This window comes from Mycoplasma sp. 'Moose RK' (assembly GCF_015708155.1).
Lineage (GTDB): Bacteria > Bacillota_I > Bacilli_A > Mycoplasmatales > Metamycoplasmataceae > Mesomycoplasma.
Window position 1 is genome coordinate 253,092 of the sequence record NZ_JADDYD010000001.1, and the last position, 22,515, is coordinate 275,606.

Below are 22,515 nucleotides of genomic sequence, written 5' to 3' on the forward strand. Positions count from 1 at the left end.
AAATGTTTTCTTTTACATCATTTTTTAACAAAAACAGCAAATGTTCGCAAACAGAAAATCCAAAATTATGTCGTGAGTTAACTAAAAATCTTGAAAGATTTAAGATAGATTTGCAAAAATTAGAAGCAAAAAAATTACCTAAAACTAAATTTGAACAGGATTTTTTGAATCTTAAAGAAAAATTTCTTGCTTATGAAGTAAACATTAAAAAGCAATATAAAAACAAAAAAACCTTGAAAATTACTAATATTTTTGCTGATTTGCAAAAATATTACAAATCAAAATTCAGCAGATCTGATTTTGATTTTGCTGAATTTTCCAAAAACGTTGAATACAAGCAAGTCGGTGATAAAAAATACAAAATCGTTGCACAAATCAAGGATTTAAAACTTTCTTTTGTTAATCCGTCTGACCCAGGAGTTCGCAATATTGTCATTCGTAATGCCTCAATTGACTTTTATGAAGGCCAAATTCATGCAATTATTGGTGAATCAGGTTCGGGAAAATCGGTAATCACTGCTTGCCTTTATGGTCTTGTTGGCGAAAATGCTGTTGTTGAATCAGGCGAAATCAAACTTTTTAATAATCCAGTTCAAAATTTCGATTTTCGCGCTTGAGAACTTTCAAATTTCAGGGGCAAAATTATTTCTGCAGTTTTTCAAAATCCAATGTCAACTTTGAATCCAACAAAAAAAATTGGACCACAAATTATCGAAGGAATGTTACTAAATAAAATTGTCAAAACAAAAAAAGAAGCCTATGAAAAGGCGCTTTTGTATCTAAAAATGACCAAAATTGACAACCCTGAATTGGTAATGAAACTTTATCCGCACGAGCTTTCAGGTGGAATGATTCAAAGAATTGTAATTTCTGCGATTTTATCACTTGAACCAAAAATTATTGTCATGGATGAACCAACAACCGCGCTTGATACGACTGTACAATCACTTGTTCTTGATATCATTCGCGATTTACAAAAAAGACTGAAAATGACGATAATTTTTATCACTCATGATCTTGGTGTTGTTGCATCTTTGGCAAATTACATCACAATTATGTATGCTGGCCAAGTTGTTGAAGAAGGAACAAGAGACGAAATTCTTTTAAATCCAAAACATCCTTACACCTGAGGTTTGATCACTTCAATGCCTGATGTCAACAAGGGTGATCGTCTTCAGTCAATTCGTGGTGTCGTTCCATCTTCCTTGAATCAAATTGTTGGCGACGCTTTTGCAGTGCGGAATGATTACGCACTGGAGCAAGATTTTTTTGTGGAACCTGATTTTTACAAAATCAGCCCAACTCATCGTGTTAAATCTGCACTTTTAGATCCAAAAGCACCAAAAATTATTCCTCCAAAAATAATTTTGGAAAAATGGCAAAAATTTACCAAAATGAAAGGCGAAAATGAAAAATAATAGTAAATTTTACCTTGAAAAACAAACATGTTTTTTTGGTAAATTTAGCAAACAAATTTATCGAGTTTTGACACCTGGAGTTGAAAAAATGCTTGATTTTAAAGGAAAAACTCCTCTTGTCAGTTTCCAAAATGTTGATGTAACTTATGGTTCAGGATCCAAAAAAAACAAAGTAATTCATGATTTAAGTTTTAACATTTATGAAGGTGAAGTTTTATCTTTTGTTGGTGAATCAGGTTCAGGAAAATCAACAACTGGAGCAACACTTGCAGGTCTAATTCCACGTAGTTTTGGGAAGATTCAAATTAGTGATTTTGTGTTGCCACAAAATACACGAAAAATTCGCGGAAAAATTCTCGAAAAATTAGTTGCAACTGTGCAAATGATTTTTCAAGACCCAATGTCTTCACTAAATCCATATAAAAATATTTATGATGTGATTACAGAAGGGCTTGTTAATCTTGAAAGACGAAAAAAAGGTTCAATTAAAGAACTTTTTGCTCACCATTATTATCAAAATTGCCTTGAAAGTTTAATAAAAACTTTCAAGGCAAAGCAAAAAACAGAAATTATTCAGTACTTAAATGAGAATTTTTACCAAAATACTTTGCAAAAATCAGTTGATTTTTTATTTAAACAACTTATTGCTTATTTGAAAAATTTGCCAGAAATTGAAGAAAAAATTATTACCTTTTTAGAGCAAAAAGCTCTCTTTTTACAGCGTTTTTTACAAAAACCCACAAAGGATGTTACCCTTCAATTTGTGACTGATATGTTAAGTTCAGTTGGCCTTGACAATTCAGTTTTATCACGCTTTCCATTAGAATTTTCCGGTGGCCAACAGCAGCGAATCGGAATTTGTCGTGCACTTTTATTGCGACCAAAAATTTTGGTTGCTGATGAGCCAATTTCAGCTCTTGATGTTTCAATTCAAGCACAAATTATTAATATTTTTAAGGATTTAAAAGAAAAATATAATCTCACAATTCTTTTTATTTCCCATGATTTACGGATGGTTGAATACATTTCTGACCGTATTGCCGTAATTTATCGTGGACGAATTTTTGAGATTGGTCCAACAAAGGAAATTACAAAAAACTTTCTTCATCCTTACACAAAATCATTAATTGAGTCAATTCCAACAATTGAATCGCAGGGGGAATCACTAACTAAGTTTGTTTATGATCCTAAAATTCATGATTATAATGAAGAAAATCAACCTGAATGGATTGATTTAGGCAATAATCATTACATTTTAGCAACCGCTGATGAGGTTCATCGTTGGAAATCAGGAGATTATAATTATGAAAAAAAATAGTATCCTTTTTACTTACTTAGGCGCTGCGGGAGTTCTTGCTACTTCTTCAGCAATTATCGTTGGCGGAATCAAACTTTATGCAAATAGTAATGAACTTGGCGTTTACAATATTGAAGTTCGCCCTGAAAATCATACACAAATTAGCAATAATGAGATTAGTTTTGCTGATTTTCGAAATGCACAAGGTGAAAAAATTGCTTCATTTGATCTTAGTCAAACTGACAAGCCGATTGTACTTGATTCAAGTATTAAATCAGAAAAACGGCGTTTTTCAGTAGCAGAATTTGAAGACTGATTTGCTGATAATTATGATCGCCAAACCCCAATTTTTGATTTAAAAATTGGGGTAATGAAATTTGTTAATGAGTATTGAGATGCTTTGTCACCGCAAGAATTTATTAAATATGCTCGTTGGTTTAACAAAAATGTGGCTTGGGGCCCTGAAGCAATTACTTTGGAACACTTTGCACTTAAAAAAGGAGTAACAAAATCAGGAAATAATTTACTTTTGGGCCAACATCATATTGAACGGAAAGAGGAAACAAAAATTGAATTTTTTCCTGATTCTTTTTTTGGGTCCTTCCCAATTTACACTGAACTTTCAGGGGTTGGAAATGGTGCTGACAATCTTACTTATAAAATTTTTCAAGAGCCAATTTCTAAAGAATCACTTGACAAATATTTTTCTACTATTCCTATTCAACAAGTGCTTGCAAACTACGATAAATCAAAGGTAATTGGGGGAATTCCAGCCGTTGATTTGATTAAAAATGAACAAATTTACATCTATGATTTAGTAAAAATTTTAAAGGATTCAGTTGCACAGATTCCAGAACTTACAGCTCAAGTTAAAAATTTTAGAGATGGTGAATTTTTCTTTGTTTTTGCAGATCCTGCACAAAGCTTAGAAAAAGTAAAACAAAAATTCGAATTAGCAACTTTAATGTTTGCGCACGAAAAAAATATTCAATTACCAGCAAATTTTAGTTTTAAATTTAATGAAAATTTTAAAAAAACTCATAAAATTCTTGCTGTTAAAAACTTAGTTAGTCCACAATTAAATAATGACAAAAATATTCCTCAAGGTGTTTTGTCACTTCAACTTGAAAATTGACCAGATTCTGCTGAAAATAAGCAAAGCGATCTAAGATTTTATTTAACACCGCAAATTCAATCTGATACTACTACAATTTTGGCTGCTGAAATTGCAACTAAAATTCATGAAAAAGCAGCTAAAATAGCTCAAGAAGGATTTTTTGACCTTTACAATATCAATTTTTTAACTGGAAAAATAGTTGGAATTTACCAAAAAGATGCTGAAAATAGGCATTTTTTTTCAGTTGACCAATCTGATCCTTCGATTGAAGCGCAAAATGAATTTTTATCAGAATTTAACCCAAAATTATGGTCAACTTTTAAAATTGTTAAGGCAACAAAATTATCAAATTCAAAGTTAGAAATTCAACTTGAAAATTCTCAAAAACAAACAAAAAAAATTGTTTTTGATCTTGATCAAAAATCAACAAATTTTAAAAAAAACCTCAATGAATTCAATACTTTTAAGCTTGCAGTTAATTGAAAAAATCGCGCGATTCCAAAAGTAATTCAAGAAATTGAAACTCTTAAAGACGGTAAAAAAGTAACACTTTATCAACTTTATGGTGAAGTTTTTGATGGCCTTATTGACACAGTTTTAACTCATAAAAAAACAAATGGTGAAAATCTTTTTGGAACTTATGTTGATTTTGAAATTGATAGTGAGACTGGTCAAAAAAAATATCTAACAAAACGTGGAAATTACATTGGTTTTAGCCATTCATCAAGGATTCCCTACATTGCTTTGCTTAAAGCTTCGACTCATTTTTTCAAAACAACAGGAATTAATTACCTTAAATATGTGGGGACCCATGAGTATGGCCACCATCAGACATTAAATTATGCACAAGATAATTCAGATCCTAATTCCAATGTTGTTTTAAACGCGCTTTCAACAAATTCATCAATCAGTTTGCAATCTTTTTATAATTTAGATGTTTTGCAATTATACTTTGATGCTCGTTCATCAGGATTAACAATTCGGAAATCAGCACCGGGATTAAGTCCCCAAAATAATGGAGTTTATCCAAATTTTAGTTTTGATAGTGGTGGAAAATTTGAAAATGAATCTGAAATTTACGGTTCAAATGAAAATCAAGGGATTGATCGATTACTTTCACAGCCATCAAGACGATTTTTACAAACAATTGATGGTTTAAAAACCGCTGCTGAACTTCGTCGTCTTAAATTATATGATTTGTTTTTACTAAACTCAATTGATGCAGATTCTGCAACAATTAACCCAGCAATTTCTGATGCTGCGCAGTTTTTTCGTAACAAATCCAGTAAAAGTCCTGTTTCTGGCTTCATTAATTCCAGTAAAATTCCTGAATTATTTGCAAATTCTTTAACAGATGGAATGGGAAATTTACTTAAATTTGACCAAAATGGTCAAATTATTATTGCTGATTTTAAACCAAGTGCAGATAATAAAACTTTTAGTGATTTAAAAGTAAAAGTTTTCTATGCTAATGGTAACCCAGTAATTGATGTTTCTACTTTTAAAAATCCAAATAGTTTGATTGAACTTACAGAAAAAATTAAGAAAATTCGCCAAGATTTTTCAGCAAATATTGTTCAAAAATTTCAGAACAATGGTTGAAATTCTACTGGTGTAAAATTTCAACGTTTTTCACCCTCAAATCAATATTTTACTAAAACTTTAGGTGCAATTTTAACAAACAAGGTAGAAAATCAGGCATTTTTTGGTTCTATATTCAATTCAATTAATGATGAAATTACTGTGGGCATTGTCACTGATAGTTCAATTTTTGATTTAAGTATTTTTTTAAAAAGTGTTAGTGAAAGTAATATTCAAGGTATTTCAGAACTAAAATCATTCGCAAAAAATTTGCTTGACAAAGGAAAAAATAACTTTACTTTATCCCTAAGTAGTTTAAATTCACTTACTTCTATTTCAAAAGAAATTTTTGAGAGCGATAGCAATATTAATTCTTCAGCATTTGCTGAAAAATTGTCAAATTTTTTAAAAAATTCTCAAAAAAGCGGTATAAATTTGTTTGAAAAACTTAAAAATATTACAAATTTTGGAGATTCGTTGTTTATCAAAATTGCAAAAGTTATTGAGATTTTTAAAAAATCATATTCTCAAAGTTTTCGTGAGTGAATTCAAAAAAATAAAGGATCAGAAAATCAAGCTGAATCAGAAAAATTCACAAATGCTCTAATTTTTTTCTTTGAGAATATATATGTGGAATGAATTCTAAAAAATCATAAGAAAATCTTTAGTTTCACTGATAAAAATGGTCAAAACGTCGACTCTGATTATATTTTTGCCACACTTTCTAATTTTTATGATCTTCCAACTCGATCCGAAGACATTCAAACCTTGACAAATGGCCCAATTTTTGCAAGTAGTTACTTCGGAAAATTGATTTCAGCGGGTGAAAATCAATATTATCAGAATCCAAAATATGATTTTTATGCAGGGATTAACACTTCGCAAAAACTTGAAAATGTTCTTGATCAAACTGAATTTGATTCTAAAAAACCAATAACAAACCGTTGAATTTCACCTCTTGGAAATTTACTAAAATTTGATAAAGTGGTAGCAGATTCAACAAAAAATACTTCGCAATTACAGCCATTTTTTGGCATTGCTCATGAATTTAGGTTTAAAAATAAATCTGATTCAACTGAATTTGATACTTCAAAAATTTACTTAGATTCCTGAGATAAGACAGTTTTTAAATTTGATTATTCAGAAAATTATTTTGCCTTTCAAAATCAAAATCAGGAAACAGAATTTAATAATATTGAAGATTTTATTGAATTTATTTCAATTGATCCGTTTGCAATGAAAATAGCAAAAACTGAAAAAGGTTATGTCAGAAATTGAGATCTTTCATATGTAAATTCCAAATTTCACTTGTTAAAATATGCTTTCTCTAAATTGGGTGAAAAATTTGAAAAAAAATCATTAGAAACACCAAATTTTGAATGAAAAAAAGACCAAAAAAATGATCAAATTATTGCAAATCTTTTACCATACTTTAAAATTTCTGAAACCGAATTACATCAAAAAGTGCAAGAATTAGCCAACTTTCTTTTAGAAGCATTTGAAAAATCAACACTAAATTTATTAATTAAAAATACTAAAATTAATCAAAAAAATATTGATCACCTTTTTGATTCAAAAATTGGATTTATGGGATTTAAGAATTTTTCACGTGCAAATAATCCAAATTTACCATCGACAAAATTTGGTCCCTTGACAAAATTTGACCGAATTAAAATTGCATGATTAGATTTTGGTTCTTTTAATGAAACAAATTCGCTTGTTTTTGACAATGAAAGTTTTATAAATGATGACCTAAATAATTCAGAAAAATCAGAAGTGTTTGGTTGAATCAAAGACTTTTTAATTAGAAACAATATTAATTTTACTGATATTGACCTTTTTAAATTGCAATATTTGGTTGGTACAAAAACGACTGTAGATTACACAACACCAACAAGATCCGTGACAAGTCAATTTCAAAAAATGAACACAGATTTGGAACTTTCTTTACTTCGTTCGAAGAATATTTCTCGTTTTGAAACAAAACCTGATGACTTTTTTAGTAATTATGTTTATAATTTTCCTGAGTCCTTAACACGTGATTATGTTCAAATCCATTATTCACCAAGCACTGAAACTCTTGACAATATTGCTCCTGAATTTAAAAATATTACTGAATCCAATACTGGAAATGAGTATTTTGTAGACAGAATTTATACCCGAAAATGGATTAAAAATTTCATTCCAATTTATGATTTTGCTCAGGGTTATTCACAGAATTTTATTTCTAGCTATAACAATTATTTTTTAACAAATTTTGTTACTTCAAAGGATAAAACAAACCTTGATTTTCTTTATCAAAATTTGCTAGAAACCTACAAAAACTCCCAAAATAAAGGTCTTTATGGCAAATCTGCAAGTCTTAAAAATTTAGTTCAACAACAAATTACTAAAATTCAGGCTGAGCCACAGCCTGATAAATTCATTGATCAAATGCTTAAAAAAATTGAGCAATCAGCGAAAATTCAGGAATTAATCGCTAACTTTAATCGTGAAAAAAATGATTTATTTAGTGAAATTTCAATCAATTTAAATAAAATTCTCAATAAATACAAGGGAGAATTAGGTAACTATCAACAATTTTATCAAACAAACATTCAGCCAGTTGTTGGAAGATCGCAAAGCTGAAGAAATGGTTATATTAATAAAAATATTTCAACAAACAACGGTTTCTTTAAGGATCGTTTTCAACGAAAAGTGCTTGATTGGCAACTTTATGATGACAATTTAGAACCTGTTAAGGATCAAAATTTACGAATTACTGATCTAAAAGGTCAAAAAATTACCACTAGGCCAGAAGCTTTTTGGTATTATTTGCTAAAAACTCAAGGCGTTGGAGTTAAAACTGTCTCTGGAATTTGGCGTGATGCCGAGCATGATAAAGTCACTTTTTGAGGATTTGTTAAAAATGAAGATGCCAAAAAAGCTCATTTTTTAACCCTTGAAGATACACAAACACAACAAAAATATTTCATTAAAATTGCAACTGAAAACACAAATAACATTTTTTACTTAAAAAAACAGGCTGATTTATCAACAAAGTGAACTTTAGCAGATGAAGGTTACAGTTCCTGAATTTCTTCTTGATCAATTATTGGTGAATTTAAAAATGCATTAGTGCGCCCAGGTTCATCAGGTTCAAAAAAGCTTAGAATTTACTTTTCTGATGAAAAAAAGCAAGAAATTAAGGGACTTTTAACACTTGGCAAAAACAAATTTCTTGCTGAAAACGGGAAAAATTATCAACTTGCACCAACATACATAACAAATGAAAATGGCGAAAATTTTCTTGTAGTTCGCCCACAATTTAAATAGGTAGAAAATATGAAAAAATTAAAAAAAACCTTGATTTTAAATAGTTTTTTGTTACTTTCAGTTCCATTATTTGCTTCTTGTACAACAGCTCTTGAAAAAAATCGTGCTGAATTTGATTTTGGAATCGCCACTCCAGCAATTAACACCTTAAATTATGTAAAAAATAATTCTTCACATAAAATTTTGAATTCAATTGTTGAATCTTTTGTGAAACCGGGTCCATCTGCATCAAAATCTTATGGTGCTAAACTGAATTTACCGCCAATTTCATTTCAAATTTATGAAACAAGTTTAGGTTCAGCAAGTGGCACAAAAATCATGAAGAACCCCAAATTAATCAGTGATGCCGGTAGTTCTTACCCAATTAGTGACTTTGGAATGACAGTTGGTTCAGTTATTCCAACCGCTGGACAAGCAAAATCCTTTATTGGAATCCAAAATGAGGCACAATCATTTGTTTCAACAACGATTTTTTTAAACAACGGGGCATCAAAATGATCAAATAATCAACCAGTTGTTGCACAAAATTTTATTGATTATATTTTATATATTTTAAATATCAATGTTGCCTCACCTAATTTAGTTAAGGTTTTATCACTGAACATTAAAAATGCGCAACAACTTGTTTCACTTCAGCAAGATTATGTTTCTAAATTTGGAAAACCCTATTTAAATCCCTTTGGACAAAGAAATTACAAAAAAGATCCAAAAACTAGTGAGTTTTCACTTGATTTTTCCCAAAAAATCTTTCAATCTCAAAGTGAAAATGACGAAAAATTCGTGCAACAATTCAAGAGCTTAATGGCTGATTTTGGCATGTACACTGGCCAGGTTTTTGAACAAATGACAAATAAACAAGTTGTTGAACTTGTTAAGGAAAATTTCTCTTTAAATCCTGATTTCAGTGCTAATTCAACCAAAATTAACGTTGCTACAAAAGATGGCAAAAAAGTAATTGAATTAACAAAAAATCCTTTTTTAGATCCAGCGCAAATTTTTGATGGGCCCAATCTAGAACCAAGATTTGATTTTTTGCCTGGCGATGAATTTGGTCTCCGAATTCAATTTGAGGATACAGGCGCAAAAAAATTTATTAATCTTTTTCGTCAAATTATTGTTCCTGATACAATTGTGCCAATAAATCGTGAATTTGTGGAAACAAAAGCCGGCGGAATTGCTAATTTTGGCACTGATCTATCAAGGTTTGTTACCAATGGGCCCTTTGAAATTTCTGAATTAAACCTTGGTTCACAAGGTTCAATGGTTTTGTCCAAGAAACAAAGTTATTACTCTGCTGACAAAACTGTACCAAAAAAAATTAAGATTTTTTTCGCTGAACAACCAGAATTATTATCATCCTTATTTTTGGATGGTTACATTGCCGAAACGAAAATTCCTTCGACTTTTCAGGCTAAATTTTGAGCAAGTCAAAAAACAAGGCAGTATATGAAAAAGCAAACTGGATTTGGCACAATTGGAATTCAAATTAATCTTGATAATGTTAAAAAATCTTCTTCATTTCTTCAGGATCCTGACCTCCGCAGAGCTTTATTTTATGCAATTGATCGTGCAGATTTGCTAAAATTATATGGACTTGACCATTCTTTTACACAAACTACTTGGTCAAATTTTGATAATATTATGACTTCAAGAGGTTATCCACTTGAGACTTTTTTTACCAACCAATTTTATCAATCAGAAGTTCCAGATGGAAAAGGAAAGCAATTAACTTTTCCAATTTTGGCTCAGGATTTTGCCGATCATCTTGCAAAAAGTGTTTGATTTGAGTCAACATCACGAGTCGACAATTCTTACAATGTTCAAGCTGCTAAATTTTTCTTGGATCGTTTTCGCAAAAAACATCCTAAATTAACAAAAGTTGTATTAAATTTTATTTATAAAGATGATAATGCAGAAAAATTTGCAACTGGTTTGCACGATATTTTGAGTCGAAATTCCGATAATTTTATTAATATTGACCCTGTTAGATTGCCAGATGGAATTTATCAGCAGCGAATCTCCAACGGTGATTTTGATTTGACAGTAAAAAATTTTGACTTCTTTAACATTGGAAGCTCCCAACCACATTCATATATCAGAGCCTTTTTTAGCCCTGATGAAATCTCACCAATTGATAATAAATTTTCGGGGCTTGAATCAAATCCAGCAGCTTCACTTACATATTGAAAAATGTGAAATTCTTTAAGCGAGAGTCAGCGTGAAAGTTTAGTTGAGCGTCTGCAAATTTCGCCGATTTTCCGGGCAAAATTTGAAGATTTAATTACAAGAAAAGTAAAAAAAGATGCTAATGGTCAGCCAATTTACAAAAAAGTTTTTCTTGATAAAGAACAGAAAAATCTCGCCTATGATTTTAATGGCAAACCAATTTTAGTTCCCGATTTTGCTGAAACTTTAGATCAGTATAATTCGCGAATTGACGCATTTTTCAATGGTTTTTTTACTGACCAAGAAAAAAAAGATGGTTGAACACAAAATAAGGTTTTTGAATTTGTGATTGTTTTTGAAAAAATAATTCGCGAATTTGTGCCAATTATCCCCGTTATGGAAGTTGACACTTTTTGAACAATAAACCGGATTCGCGCTGGTGAAAGCAATTCATTCCAATTTGCATTTGATGTTGAAAACATTAAAGTTAATTTTGTTACTCCAGAAGATGGAAAAGAATAAAATTTTAAATTTTTTAACAAAAAATTCCTAATTAATTATATAAATTTAAAAAAGCTTGATTTTTTGTGTAAATTAGTATATTAATTTCAGACACATTAAGAAAGGGTGTGTCAAAATGAAACAATATAAATTCACAGTTGAACAGAAAATTAAATACATCAAAATCGCTGAATCTCAAGGAATAAAACTACAATTTTGCATGTTTATGGAAATAATTTAATACGAAATTGACAACAAAAGCTTTTCAATAACGGTATGAAAAGTCTAATAAGCGCTTGGGTAAAAATAAATTTCCTCGCAGACCAAGAAAGAAATACACAATTAACGATCCTTCTAAAAATAATCGTGGAATTTATCAAGAAATAATGGAAAATGTTCCTTAAAAAAAGCGCGGAATTAATATTGCAATATTTTTGATGAACTTAAAAGACGAAAATAAGAAATCAAAAAAAGATAAGCAAAAAATAAAAAATTCTACTAGAATTTGTTTGTTTTTTAAAGGAGAAGGAGATCCAACAATCAATGTTGCCAAAAGGCAATTCGCTTGTAAACCAGCCAACTGAATTTTTTAAAAATGAACATGTTAGAAAAAAAATGAAAATAGAGTCCGTCTTAAAACCATTGAAAAAAACTAATTTTCTGAATTTTCTCTACTGATTTATAAAATTTTTTGAAGTAGTTTTTCTCTAAAAATGCCAATGCTATTTCAATAATCATAATAAAACTTCATGCAATTCAGGAATAACTAAAAAAACCAATCTTGCTTCCAGTTATTCCGCTTTGCGATAAAACTGATATTTTTTGCCCGAGCAAAGAACCACCTAAAATTCCAAAAAGAAGCAAATTATGTACTGAATTTGAAATTTCAATGTTCAAATATTTCCAATATTCACTAGAAATTAGTGGTAAAATGTGATAAAAAATTATTTTTCATTTTTGTCAATTTTGCAATTTTAATGATTTACACTTCTGAAAATCAAGCGAATTTATCGTTTCATTCAGCTTTTTGGCCATCAAAATCGCTCCATTAAAACCAATTAACACCGCAACTAGCAAAATTGGTTGTAAACTAAAACTAACAAAAAGATAAAAAAATATTATTGTTGGAATTACACGGAAAAAATTTAATAAAAATTTAAAACTGAACGATTTAAGAAAATTATTTAATTTTTCATTTGCAAGAATTGCAAAAAATAAAGAAAAAACCATAATGATTCCAGCCGCAACCACAACTTGTGCGCTAAGACTCAAAATCATATAAGCTGGATTGTCAAGTTTTCCTAGCGCAAAAATTTTGCTATCAAAAAGGAAAAGCGAATTAAAAAAAGTCTTCAATTCAGCAAAATTTATTGTCCAATTTTTAATCTCAAAAATACTGAAAATCAGCAAAATTAGGACTAAAAAAATGAAAAAAAACTTAATAATCCGGTCATAATTCAATCTTAAAAACAGGAAAAATTTGTTTTTTTGCGCCACTTTTAGAGATTTTTTACAAAAAATAAATTTATTAAAAAATAAGAGCAAAAATTCAATAAGCATTGATAAAAAAAGCAAAACCAATAAAGGAATTCCAATAATTTTTCAACCCAAAACCGGATTTTGTAATCCATCATTAATTAAAAGGCCGATTCCAAGAACCCCTGTTGCAGAAATAATTGTTGTTCAGCGAATGTTAGATTCAAAACTAAATAAAAAAAGTGCAAAAAATTTATTTACAATTAATGGAAAAAGTTCACTTTTAAATGCAAAAAAGCGATTTTTTCCTATCATAATCGCTTTTTGATATCCAGATATGTCAAGTGTATTTAAAAAAGAGTGAAAATATCGGTGAAGTCAGATTCATGAGAACCAAAACAAAATTAAACTTGCAGCCAATTTTGATGGAAAAATAAGCTGAAAGGGAGAAATTATGAAGGGAATTGGGAAGGATTTTAAAATTATTATAACTCACCAGAAAAAAATTTTAATAAATTTATTTTTCATCAATTTTGAACTTGAAAGTGCAGTAAAAAAAGCAAAAACTGAGCCAAAAAATGTTCCAATTATTGTGTATTTAATTGTTGTTCACAAAAGTTTAATGCTTAATTCTAGAATCGAATTACTATAATTTGGGTGAAAATTGGAAAAATTAAATAAATTAAGCAAATTTTTTTTAAAAATTTCTCAACCTTTAAAATTAATTGGTGAATAAATATAATAAAAGGAAATAACAAAAAGCAGAAAAAATACGAGAAAAATAATAATTTTTCACTTTTTTATACTTGCTCTTTTTTGAAACCAAACCAAATTATTCTGCATTGCTCTCGCCAGAAATTAATTTGATTTTTTCCTGTTCAATTTTAGTGAAAGACTCATAAAAATCTCCTTTACCTTCGTTTATAATTAAAATTTTCCCTTTGTATTTTTTAATTAAATCAAGATTGTGTGTGACAATTAGACAAATTGAGTTATTTTTTTTTGCAAAATTAATGATCAAATCAATAATTTTTTTTGAATTTTTTGGATCAAGCGCTGATGTTGGTTCATCTGCCAAAATAATTTTTGGTTTTTGCAACATTAATTTTGCAATTTCAACCCTTTGCTGTTGTCCACCTGAAAGATCTTGAAAAGCAAAAAAAGCATGATTTTCCAGACCTAAATTAGCTAAAATATCAAAAATTTCCTCTTTTTGTTCATTTGTTGGAATTGTAAAAAAATTGTAAAAAAAGTTTTTATAGTTTGGCAAATTTTTTGCTAAATTTGTATAAACTGTTTGAAAATTTATTGAAGTTGGATCCTGCGATAGATAACTAATCAATTTTGCAAAGTTTTTTTTTGCTTTTTTGTTTTGTTCAAGCAAATTTTTTTGATTTCAAATCAATTTTCCGGAAACAAAAATTTCCTGAAAAATTGCAAGAAAAAACGATGTTTTTCCTTGTCCGCTTGGGCCTAAAATGAACAAAACATCCTCCTCACAGATTTCAAAACTAATTTTTTCAACAAGATTTTGACTTTTTCTATGAAGACGAAAGGAAAAATTTTCAAAAATCAAGCACTCTTTTTGGCTACTTTTGTTCATGAATTCTACGGAATTCAGGGTCTTTTTGGTCAACATGACGGTATCCGTTGTAACCAACGTTGGGTCCGTAGGTGTCCTTTCCGTTTTTGGCAAGATTGATAAAAGCCTCAACTAACATGTCGGCTTGAACCCTGTTAAAACCTGGCCGAAACGAGCCTATATCATACGAAGAAGGATTAGTGAGAATGAAAACTTCGATTTTTCCGTCTTTTTCAGTTGGGTAAAACTGTTTTTTATTGCCCGTATTTTTTGTTCAAGCAAAGGATGCTTCATCATCAAAGCTAATGCTGAAATTTTTGTCTTGTCCAATCGAAACCCCGTCCACTTTTTGAATAAATTTGTCCGGATTTTCCAATAGATCTTCACTTAAACTTGCAAAGAAAAAATTTTTGCCAAAGTGCTTTTTGATCAAATCAGCTTGCATTTTTCATCTGCCAGCAGAAGTCTGTTTTCCGTGAATTATCCCGTAATTACGGAATTTTTCTCAATTTTTTTGCTCTCAAGCATCACGGATTTTTGCCAATTTTTCCTGGTTGCCTGCAATTAAAATCATTCCGCGATAGTAGGAAATTAATTTTTTTGGCACTGATTCATCGTAAAAAAAACGATAGGCAATTCCATCCCATTTTTGCGCCCCACTTGCAAGATTAGACCAATTATTGTAAGAAATTTCGTTGAAAAGTAGGTCTAATTTTTTTGCACTTTGCCGAAGTGGATCATCATCAAGCCCATTTTGATAAAATTTTGGCTCATTTGAACTATTTTTGAAGGATCAAGTCAAGGTTTGTAAACCATTATAAAGTTTTTTTTCAGGATCATCTTCAATTGTTGTCGTCGCGTCAGCAATTGAAAAATCAAGTGCATTTTCGGAATTATCAGACGAAAGTAACTGAATTATCTTCGTCTTAGAGTCATCATTTCCAATAAAACTAAAACTAACAGGGGGCAAATTTTTTGTTTCAGGATTTTTTTGTTGTAAATTATTAAATTCTAGTGTCAAATTTTCAAGAAATTTGCTAATCCGATTAGGATCTTTTTCCTTTAAATCAAACCAACTTTGCCCTAATCCAAGATTTATTTTTGTGTCTCAGTTCAAGCTTATTGGCTGATCTTGCCTAGATTCTGGACTTATTTTGTCACCACAAGAGCCCAAAAAAACAAAACTGGCACAAAAAAATAGTGGAAAAAGTAGTATTTTTTTTTCAAATTTTTTAATTCACAACATATTCACCCTGTTTTTTAAAATAAATTTTAGCAAACAGGATTTTGTAACAAAAAAATGGCCAACTCGTTACGCTAGAATTACCTAGTTCAACTTTTAAGAGTTTCTCTCAGCCCAAAATGAGCACCTCTGTTTACCGTGTTTTAATTATAACACAAAAATCAACATTATTTTTAAGTTTTTAGGTTGGAAATAAATATAAGTTCGATTTAAAACAAATACAAAAAATAGTACAAGATAATCATAATATTTTTAATTCACCGCCTAAAAATTTAAAAATTAATTTAAAAGGAATAAGTAATCCTACAAAAGATAAAAGACAAATTCAACTTTTATTAAATAATCAAGCTAATTTTGATAATAATTATCGCTTTGACCCAAAAACATTAAATAATCAACCTCTTTTTAACATTTATCAAGGTAACTCAGATACAACAAAATCCCAAGGAAATCTAATTCTGTCAGGCATAAATTTACCTGGTTATATTAATGTTATTTCGAATATTAATACATCAAAAAAAAAAAAAAAATCAAAAATAAAGCTCGAAAATATCAAAATTAATTCTAAAGATCCAAAAATAATTGCAGAATAATTAAATAAACAACTAGCACCTTGAGGACTTAATTGAGAAGAATACTTAACTCCACTAGAATTTGATAATATTCTCACAAAAATTAGGTATAATAAAATTTCGGAAATTACTTTTAAACCGGGGAATTTTTTGACTCAAGAAGATTTAAAATTCAAAGTTGAAAATTTTGATTTTGAGCCTTATAAATTTGATTTAGAAAATTTAGAAAATAGTAAAAACTTTCTGGAAAATCCCAAAAATCTTTACTGATTTATTCCTGTTAGCGTTGTTGTTTTAGGAATTTTAAGTTTTGGTATCTGATTTTTAATTCGGAAAAAATTCAAAAAGTTAAGTTAATAAAAACCACCTTTTTGGGTGGTTTTTATTAACTTAACTTACTTTTGTTTCTTTTGGAAGTTCTTCTTTTGTTTCTTTTGTTTCTTTTGTTAGTTTTTCTTTTTCAATTTCTTTAGTTTTTTCTGGCTTTACTACCGACGAATTTGATTCATCATAATATTCATTGTCGATTTCAGGATCAGCTTTAAATTGGATTCCGTATTTATCTTGATAGTTTTTTAGTCATTGCCCTCAAGCTTTTTGCCCAGCTTTTTTGGCTCCTTGGCGTGCTTTTTCTTTAAGTTCTTCAGAATAATTATTGCCAATTTTTGCATCTTCTTGAGTTGGTAGATCTTGAATTTTGGGTAAAAGGGGTTGAAGGTAGGTGTTAAAGTAGGAGTTGTCGTGGATTAGGTTAGTCAAAGTGTCTAATTTTGGCGCTGTTAAATTTATTCTTCAAATAATTGGCGCAATTTTTTGGTTATAATAGTCAATAAAATCAGCAATTAAAGACTGGTCGTCTTGATTATTTGAAGCGTCAATATTAAAAACTAAATCTTTTCGTAGATTTAAATGATTATGTGGTTTTAAAAAGTTTTCTAGTATATTAGTAAAAGATCTAATTGGATTAGCTAATTTTCCAGCAAGTAGTTTTGCAGGTTCAATATTTTTATCATTTAACTCAAAAAATTGTTTTTCAATTTCTCATATGCTTTCTAAAATGCTTCTTGCTTTATTAGCTGAACTAATAATTCGTTGCGGGCGGAGCATAAACCAGCCTAATTCGTATCACAATTTTTCTGGATCACTTGGCTTATATCGTGTTTTTATATAATAATCATCTCGGAAATATCTGGCAGTATTTTTTCATTTATCTGTTCTATTTCCATTGATATATTCGCCGTTTTCATCGGCAAAAGCTGGTCACATTCTTTCGTTTGCTAGTAAAAAATCAAAGATAATTCTATTTTTTTGGTCATCATCGTTTTCGTCAATTTTTGCTTTATATTTATCAAGTTCGGGCCTAATGATTGGTCAAAAATTTTCAATTCTAATATCATTTAATCCAGAAACCTTATCCTTATCAGTTAAATCTTCATTAAAATCATAAGTTGATTTGCCATTCATTTTTTTTATAAAGTCTTCATATGATTTTCGCAGGCCTTGTTTTCAAACTTCGACTTCACCTTGAACTCCAGGACTTTGATAATCAACTAAATTGCGATTATAATATCCTCTAATTTTTTCATAAAAATAATCAAGTCTTTTTAAATATTCTTCTTTATTATATTTATAAGTATTAAATCCTTTTTTCTTTAGATATTCAGGAATTGACTGTAAAAAGTATCAATAAGGCAAAAGTCCATATTTCCCGGTTCCGCCTTTATTTGGAATAAAACTAGCTTCAGGAATTTCTTCGGTGTAATTTTTTTCAACATTAAAGCGATTTTTTGCTTCTTTTGGGTTTTTCTTTTGTCCGTTAAATCCTAAAACCGAATTAGTAATTGTATCGGAATTTTCTTCTAAAATTGGATTTCCAGCAACTGGATTTGCAGATTTTGGGTTATAACTACCCGGGGTAGGAACGAGCGATTTAGAAATATGTTTTTGCATTTCTTGATAAGGCTGAAAACAAGAAACTAACAAAGTTGGCGCTAATGAAAAACTAGTACTTAATAATAAAATTTTTTGTTTTTTCAATTTTTTATAGATCAAATGCAACATAAAATACTCCATAAATTAAACAAGCTATAATTAAAAAATAAAAATAAGTTAAATTTCGTTTGCGCTTTGCTGTTTTAGAAATAAAAGCTTTTATTCTGTTTGTTTGCTTAACTTTTGTAATATAAATTCCAAAACTAGACCAAAATATCAATGAGAAAATTGCACCAATTAAATGCCCAATTTCCATATTTCTCTCCTTACATCTTCATTTTTAGTTTCTTTTTGTTTTTATCTTTTTCTTCTTCAGCTTCTTGAGCTTGGTTTGGAACTAAATTTTCAGATAGTAAATTTGAATTTTGGTAGGTAAATTCACGCGTGATTGTCTCTTGGTTTTGGGTTTGCTGTTGCTTTTCTAGTTTCAGTAATGTTTTTTTAAATGCATTGTCCCTTTTTGCTATATTTTTAATTTTTGCCAATAAATTTTGTTCTAAACCAAAATAATTAAAATAGTCTCAATTTTTAATTTTCCTACTTTTCGTATCTATTTGCATTTCTTCTTTAAATTTTTCTAAAGACTCTAAGCTAGGTTCTAAATTCCTATTTTTAAATCAAGTTAGCATAAAATGAAAATCTCTTTGTTCAAGTGCATTTAATAGACTTTCTTTTCCATTTATTATCATTCCTTTACTCATGGTAAATCAATTAATAAATGTTGGGACAACATAATTAATGTTTTTATTCTTGTTAAATTTTTCTACTAAATTATTACAATATTCAATTATTTCTTTACTATTTCATTTATATTTTTCATTTAATTTAGTAATTCAATTTGCTAAAGGAGCATAAACCTGAACTTCATTATATTGTTCTTTTTCATAATGAATTATTTGTTCTAACGATTTTATATAATGAATTTTTCTATTTTGTTGAACTATATTCATTATTTCTTTAACAACTTTTTGCTTTTTCTTATTTCGAGGCTTTGGTGGATTCCGATAATCATTATTTAAATGTCTATCACTTGCATATTTAACAAAAGATGTGATCTTTTTTGTTTTTTCACTATATGAAACTTTTGATAAAACAATATAAGGATTGCCTCCTTTTGTTTGTTTGATTAACTGATTAAAAATTTCAATAACATATTGATAGTCTAATTCCTTTAAAATTCAAGGTTTTTCTTTATCTTTATTACTTTCAATATATTGCTCCATTTCGTCCTTGTTCATATAAAAAATTTGTGAACAATCCACATAGGAATCCTGAGTAAAATAGACGTTTGAAGTTCCGGATTTTGGTATTTCTACTTCACCAGGAAAAGGGATACGCTTTTTCCCTTTATCGTCATAAACAGATCTAGATTTTAAATAATAATATAGTTTTGTATCTCTATCATAAAAAATGATTACAGGATGGGAATCAATCGGTTCTCCTAAACTATTAAATACAACTGTTTGATCCGGCTTAAATGGACTATATTTTTTCAGTTTTATTCAATCTTTAATTGCCACAATAATTCCCTTTGATTAATATAAATTATAGTGGGGAAAAAGTTAATTTTTCCTAGTTTTTTCTTTTTTTAAAAAAAATTTCTATTATAAAATGAAAAATTATAATTTATACAGAATTAGAAAAAGAAACTTTATTAGCAAGCTTAATTGCAAAAGTTAAACAAGAAGATCTAAAATTTTCTCAAAAAATAATTAAAAATTCTGAACAAGGCCTTCACTCAAAAATTAAACGAAAACTGAAAACTGAATACGGAAAAATTGAAATTGAAATTAATAGATATTGAAAAAAAATTTTAGTAGGTGATGAAAACGGCGAAGTCATTGGCAAAAAAAGAAAAATTTTCTATTGTGATTTTTTTGAAAAATTAGTGCAAAAAGGAAGAACAATTACTAATTCACTAAATTAAAAAAATTCTGAACCTTTGATACGAAGTTAAATATGGCACAGCAATTTCGCGGTTTTTTTGATCTTTATAAACTAGACCAATTTGTAATTTTGAAGGTGTTTTTCTAAAGTTTCTGTTGCAACGTAACCATCAAATTGGAAAACTTTTTCACCATTTTTATACAAAAAGGTTGTTGGCGTTCCCTGAATGTTATTTTCACGAGCAAATTGGATATTATCACGAACATTAAATCTAATAACAACCAAACCATTAATTCCGTGTTTTACATTAATTTCATCAATGGTGGTTTCGTAAAGTGTGCAGGCTCCACAACCAGGTTGATGAAAAACAAGCAAAATTGCATCATTTTTGTTAATTTTAGATTTAATATCGTCAGTTACATGTAGGTCAAAAATTGGCATAATTTCTCCTTTTTTTAAAATGATATCATATTTTAAAAAAAGGAGAAATTAATATTTGTTAATAGGATTTTGCAAAAAGAACAAATCGAGATGTCATTTTTTTGCTAAAAAGTGATCTTGCTGCCGCCGGAAGACCAAAAAGTGATTTTTCTTGAATTACAAGACGAGCGGTTGCAGTTGTTTTTGCCTGAATCTCGGCTTCTTTTTTAGTTGACTCATCAAAAGCAACGATTACAAACTTGTTTTTTTCCAAATTTTTCTCAAAATCAATATAATTATCAACATAAATTGTGTTTTCAAAAAGGCGTGAAGTTGCGCGCGCTAGCATTTCAGCTTGAATTTGATCCAAAATTAACGTTATTTCGTTTTTAAGATTAGCAATATTTATTAGTTTTTTTTCAAAATTATCACGACGAACTAGACAAACTTGCTGATTTTGGACATCGCGAGGTCCGATTTCAATTCGCAAAGGTGAGCCATGAACTTCAGAATTAGCAATTTTGAAACCAATTTGGGCATCAGTGTCATCAATCTGAAAGCGAATTTGTTTGCTTTTTAAAATTTTTGCAACTTTTGCTGTAAAAATTTTAATTCTTGGATTTTTTTTAGCAAAAAATTCAAGAATATTGACCTGAATTGGCGCGATTTTTGGCGGCAAAACAAGACCATTGTCGTCACCATGAACCATGACAATCGCGCCAATCAAGCGGGTGGAAATTCCTCAAGAAGTTTGAAAAGGAATTGTGGGTTCATTTTTTGCATTTTTAAAATAAATTTCAAAACTTTTAGCAAAATTTTGACCCAAATAATGAGAAGTTGCTGATTGCAAAGCGCGGAAATTTTGCATCATTGACTCAATTGTATATGTTATTTTTGCACCAGCAAAACGTTCACGATTTGTTTTTTTACCAAAAAAAGTGGGAATTGCAAGGTAATTTTGCAAAAATTCTTTGTAAAAAATGATCATTTTTTTAGCAAATTTACGAGCTTCAATAGAATTAGCATGCACTGTGTGACCTTCTTGCCAAAGAAATTCAGTGTTACGCAAAAAGGGATTAGTTGTTTTTTCCCACCGCAAAACCTGACTTCATTGATTTAATTTACATGGTAAATTGTTATTTGCAGCAATTTCATTACGAAAATAGTCAGCAAATAACAATTCGCTTGTAGGTCTTAAAAAAATTTTTTCATTTAATTTTTTTTCCCCAACATGCGTAACTGTCAACAATTCCGGTGCGAATCCTTTAATATGATTTTTTTCTTTTTCAATAAACGCTTCCGGAATTAACAAGGGAAAATAGACATTTTTAATTCCCTGTTTTTTAAAATAAGCATCAACAACATGAACGATATTTTCCCAAATCGCAAAACCGTTGGGCTTAAAATAAATTGTACCCTTAATTTGCGCATAAGCCATCAAATCTGCTTGTGTTATAACGTCAACATATCATTTTGCGAAATCTGTTTTTGCAGGAGTTATTTTTTCAAGTTTTTTCATTTCAATATTAAAAAAAACAAATTAACCTTGATTTTTTGATCTAAAAATCAAGGTTAATTTACATGAGGCAACAAACATATGCTTGCACCAATTAGATTTAAATCATTGATTAAATCTGAATAAATTATACCATTTCTTCAAGTTTTTTTCACAAGAAAAATTTTTGCTTTTAATAAAATTTTACCACAAAGGATGGAAATATGGAAAAAATAGGAATTATTGCTCGCTTTTTGACAAATTTGCAAATTTTCTTCCCTTTGATAAAATATTTGATATAATGTTTATTAACAAAAATGTGCCATCATAGCTCAGTCGGTAGAGCACATCCATGGTAAGGATGGGGTCGCAGGTTCGATTCCTGTTGTTGGCACCATGACTATTTGGCCAAAAGATGCTTTTTCTAGCATCTTTTTTAATTAAAAATAGTTA

14 protein-coding genes, 1 tRNA gene and 1 riboswitch are annotated in these 22,515 nt (G+C 29.3%); of the genes, 7 read left to right on the forward strand and 8 right to left on the reverse strand.

Annotated elements, in window-relative coordinates:
• Nucleotides 1–2: 2 nt before the first annotated feature.
• From IM807_RS00980 to IM807_RS04185, 4 genes are read left to right on the forward strand one after another with little or no spacing between them, the layout of a single operon-like run.
• The gene (locus tag IM807_RS00980) at nt 3–1,418 is read left to right on the forward strand and encodes an ABC transporter ATP-binding protein (RefSeq protein WP_196362720.1); all 1,416 of its coding nucleotides are present in this window, start codon (nt 3–5) and stop codon (nt 1,416–1,418) included.
• Nucleotides 1,408–2,736: an ABC transporter ATP-binding protein gene (locus IM807_RS00985; protein WP_196362721.1), complete on the forward strand. Its 1,329-nt coding sequence runs from the start codon at nt 1,408–1,410 to the stop codon at nt 2,734–2,736. Before IM807_RS00980 ends, IM807_RS00985 begins: the two co-directional genes overlap by 11 nt.
• On the forward strand, nt 2,723–8,728 hold the full coding sequence (locus tag IM807_RS00990) for a PDxFFG protein (protein ID WP_196362722.1): 6,006 nt from the start codon (nt 2,723–2,725) through the stop codon (nt 8,726–8,728). Before IM807_RS00985 ends, IM807_RS00990 begins: the two co-directional genes overlap by 14 nt.
• Nucleotides 8,729–8,737: 9 nt before the next feature.
• Nucleotides 8,738–11,416, forward strand: coding sequence for an ABC transporter substrate-binding protein (locus IM807_RS04185; RefSeq protein ID WP_196362723.1), 2,679 nt, complete (start codon nt 8,738–8,740; stop codon nt 11,414–11,416).
• A gap of 612 nt (nt 11,417–12,028) precedes the next feature.
• Here IM807_RS04185 and IM807_RS01000 read toward each other — a convergent pair.
• A complete protein-coding gene (locus IM807_RS01000; RefSeq protein WP_196362724.1) occupies nt 12,029–13,186 on the reverse strand; it encodes an ABC transporter permease subunit in 1,158 nt (385 codons plus the stop codon).
• A 139-nt stretch (nt 13,187–13,325) separates the two neighbouring features.
• Here IM807_RS01000 and IM807_RS01005 point away from each other — a divergent pair, with 139 nt between their 5' ends.
• Nucleotides 13,326–13,523, forward strand: a complete 198-nt coding sequence (locus tag IM807_RS01005) for a hypothetical protein (RefSeq protein WP_196362725.1) — start codon at nt 13,326–13,328, stop codon at nt 13,521–13,523.
• A gap of 180 nt (nt 13,524–13,703) precedes the next feature.
• Here IM807_RS01005 and IM807_RS01010 read toward each other — a convergent pair whose 3' ends face one another.
• Both IM807_RS01010 and cypl read right to left on the reverse strand, forming a co-directional pair.
• Nucleotides 13,704–14,474: an ATP-binding cassette domain-containing protein gene (locus IM807_RS01010; protein WP_196362726.1), complete on the reverse strand. Its 771-nt coding sequence runs from the start codon at nt 14,472–14,474 to the stop codon at nt 13,704–13,706.
• The gene (gene cypl / locus IM807_RS01015; protein ID WP_196362727.1) at nt 14,461–15,699 is read right to left on the reverse strand and encodes an ABC transporter thiamine pyrophosphate-binding lipoprotein p37/Cypl; all 1,239 of its coding nucleotides are present in this window, start codon (nt 15,697–15,699) and stop codon (nt 14,461–14,463) included. The genes IM807_RS01010 and cypl overlap by 14 nt, the downstream gene beginning before the upstream one ends.
• A gap of 46 nt (nt 15,700–15,745) precedes the next feature.
• Nucleotides 15,746–15,837: riboswitch (TPP riboswitch) on the reverse strand.
• Between the two features lie 581 nt (nt 15,838–16,418).
• Between cypl and IM807_RS01020 the strand changes: the two genes are divergently transcribed.
• Nucleotides 16,419–16,625: a hypothetical protein gene (locus IM807_RS01020; protein WP_196362728.1), complete on the forward strand. Its 207-nt coding sequence runs from the start codon at nt 16,419–16,421 to the stop codon at nt 16,623–16,625.
• A 33-nt stretch (nt 16,626–16,658) separates the two neighbouring features.
• On the opposite strand, the gene IM807_RS01025 is transcribed toward IM807_RS01020, so the two are convergent.
• The 5 genes from IM807_RS01025 to proS form a co-directional block, all read right to left on the reverse strand.
• Nucleotides 16,659–18,329, reverse strand: coding sequence for a hypothetical protein (locus IM807_RS01025; RefSeq protein ID WP_230861148.1), 1,671 nt, complete (start codon nt 18,327–18,329; stop codon nt 16,659–16,661).
• Nucleotides 18,310–18,516, reverse strand: a complete 207-nt coding sequence (locus IM807_RS01030; protein WP_196362730.1) for a hypothetical protein — start codon at nt 18,514–18,516, stop codon at nt 18,310–18,312. Before IM807_RS01030 ends, IM807_RS01025 begins: the two co-directional genes overlap by 20 nt.
• 10 nt (nt 18,517–18,526) lie before the next feature.
• A complete protein-coding gene (locus tag IM807_RS01035; RefSeq protein WP_196362731.1) occupies nt 18,527–19,780 on the reverse strand; it encodes an Mbov_0400 family ICE element protein in 1,254 nt (417 codons plus the stop codon).
• A 478-nt stretch (nt 19,781–20,258) separates the two neighbouring features.
• Nucleotides 20,259–20,588, reverse strand: a complete 330-nt coding sequence (locus IM807_RS01040) for a thioredoxin family protein (protein WP_196362732.1) — start codon at nt 20,586–20,588, stop codon at nt 20,259–20,261.
• 58 nt (nt 20,589–20,646) lie between these two features.
• Nucleotides 20,647–22,086 (reverse strand): proline--tRNA ligase, encoded by a 1,440-nt coding sequence (gene proS / locus IM807_RS01045; protein ID WP_196362733.1) that lies wholly within the window; start codon nt 22,084–22,086, stop codon nt 20,647–20,649.
• A 297-nt stretch (nt 22,087–22,383) separates the two neighbouring features.
• Between proS and IM807_RS01050 the strand changes: the two genes are divergently transcribed.
• Nucleotides 22,384–22,459 (forward strand) — tRNA-Thr (locus tag IM807_RS01050).
• The last annotated feature ends 56 nt before the right edge of the window (nt 22,460–22,515 follow it).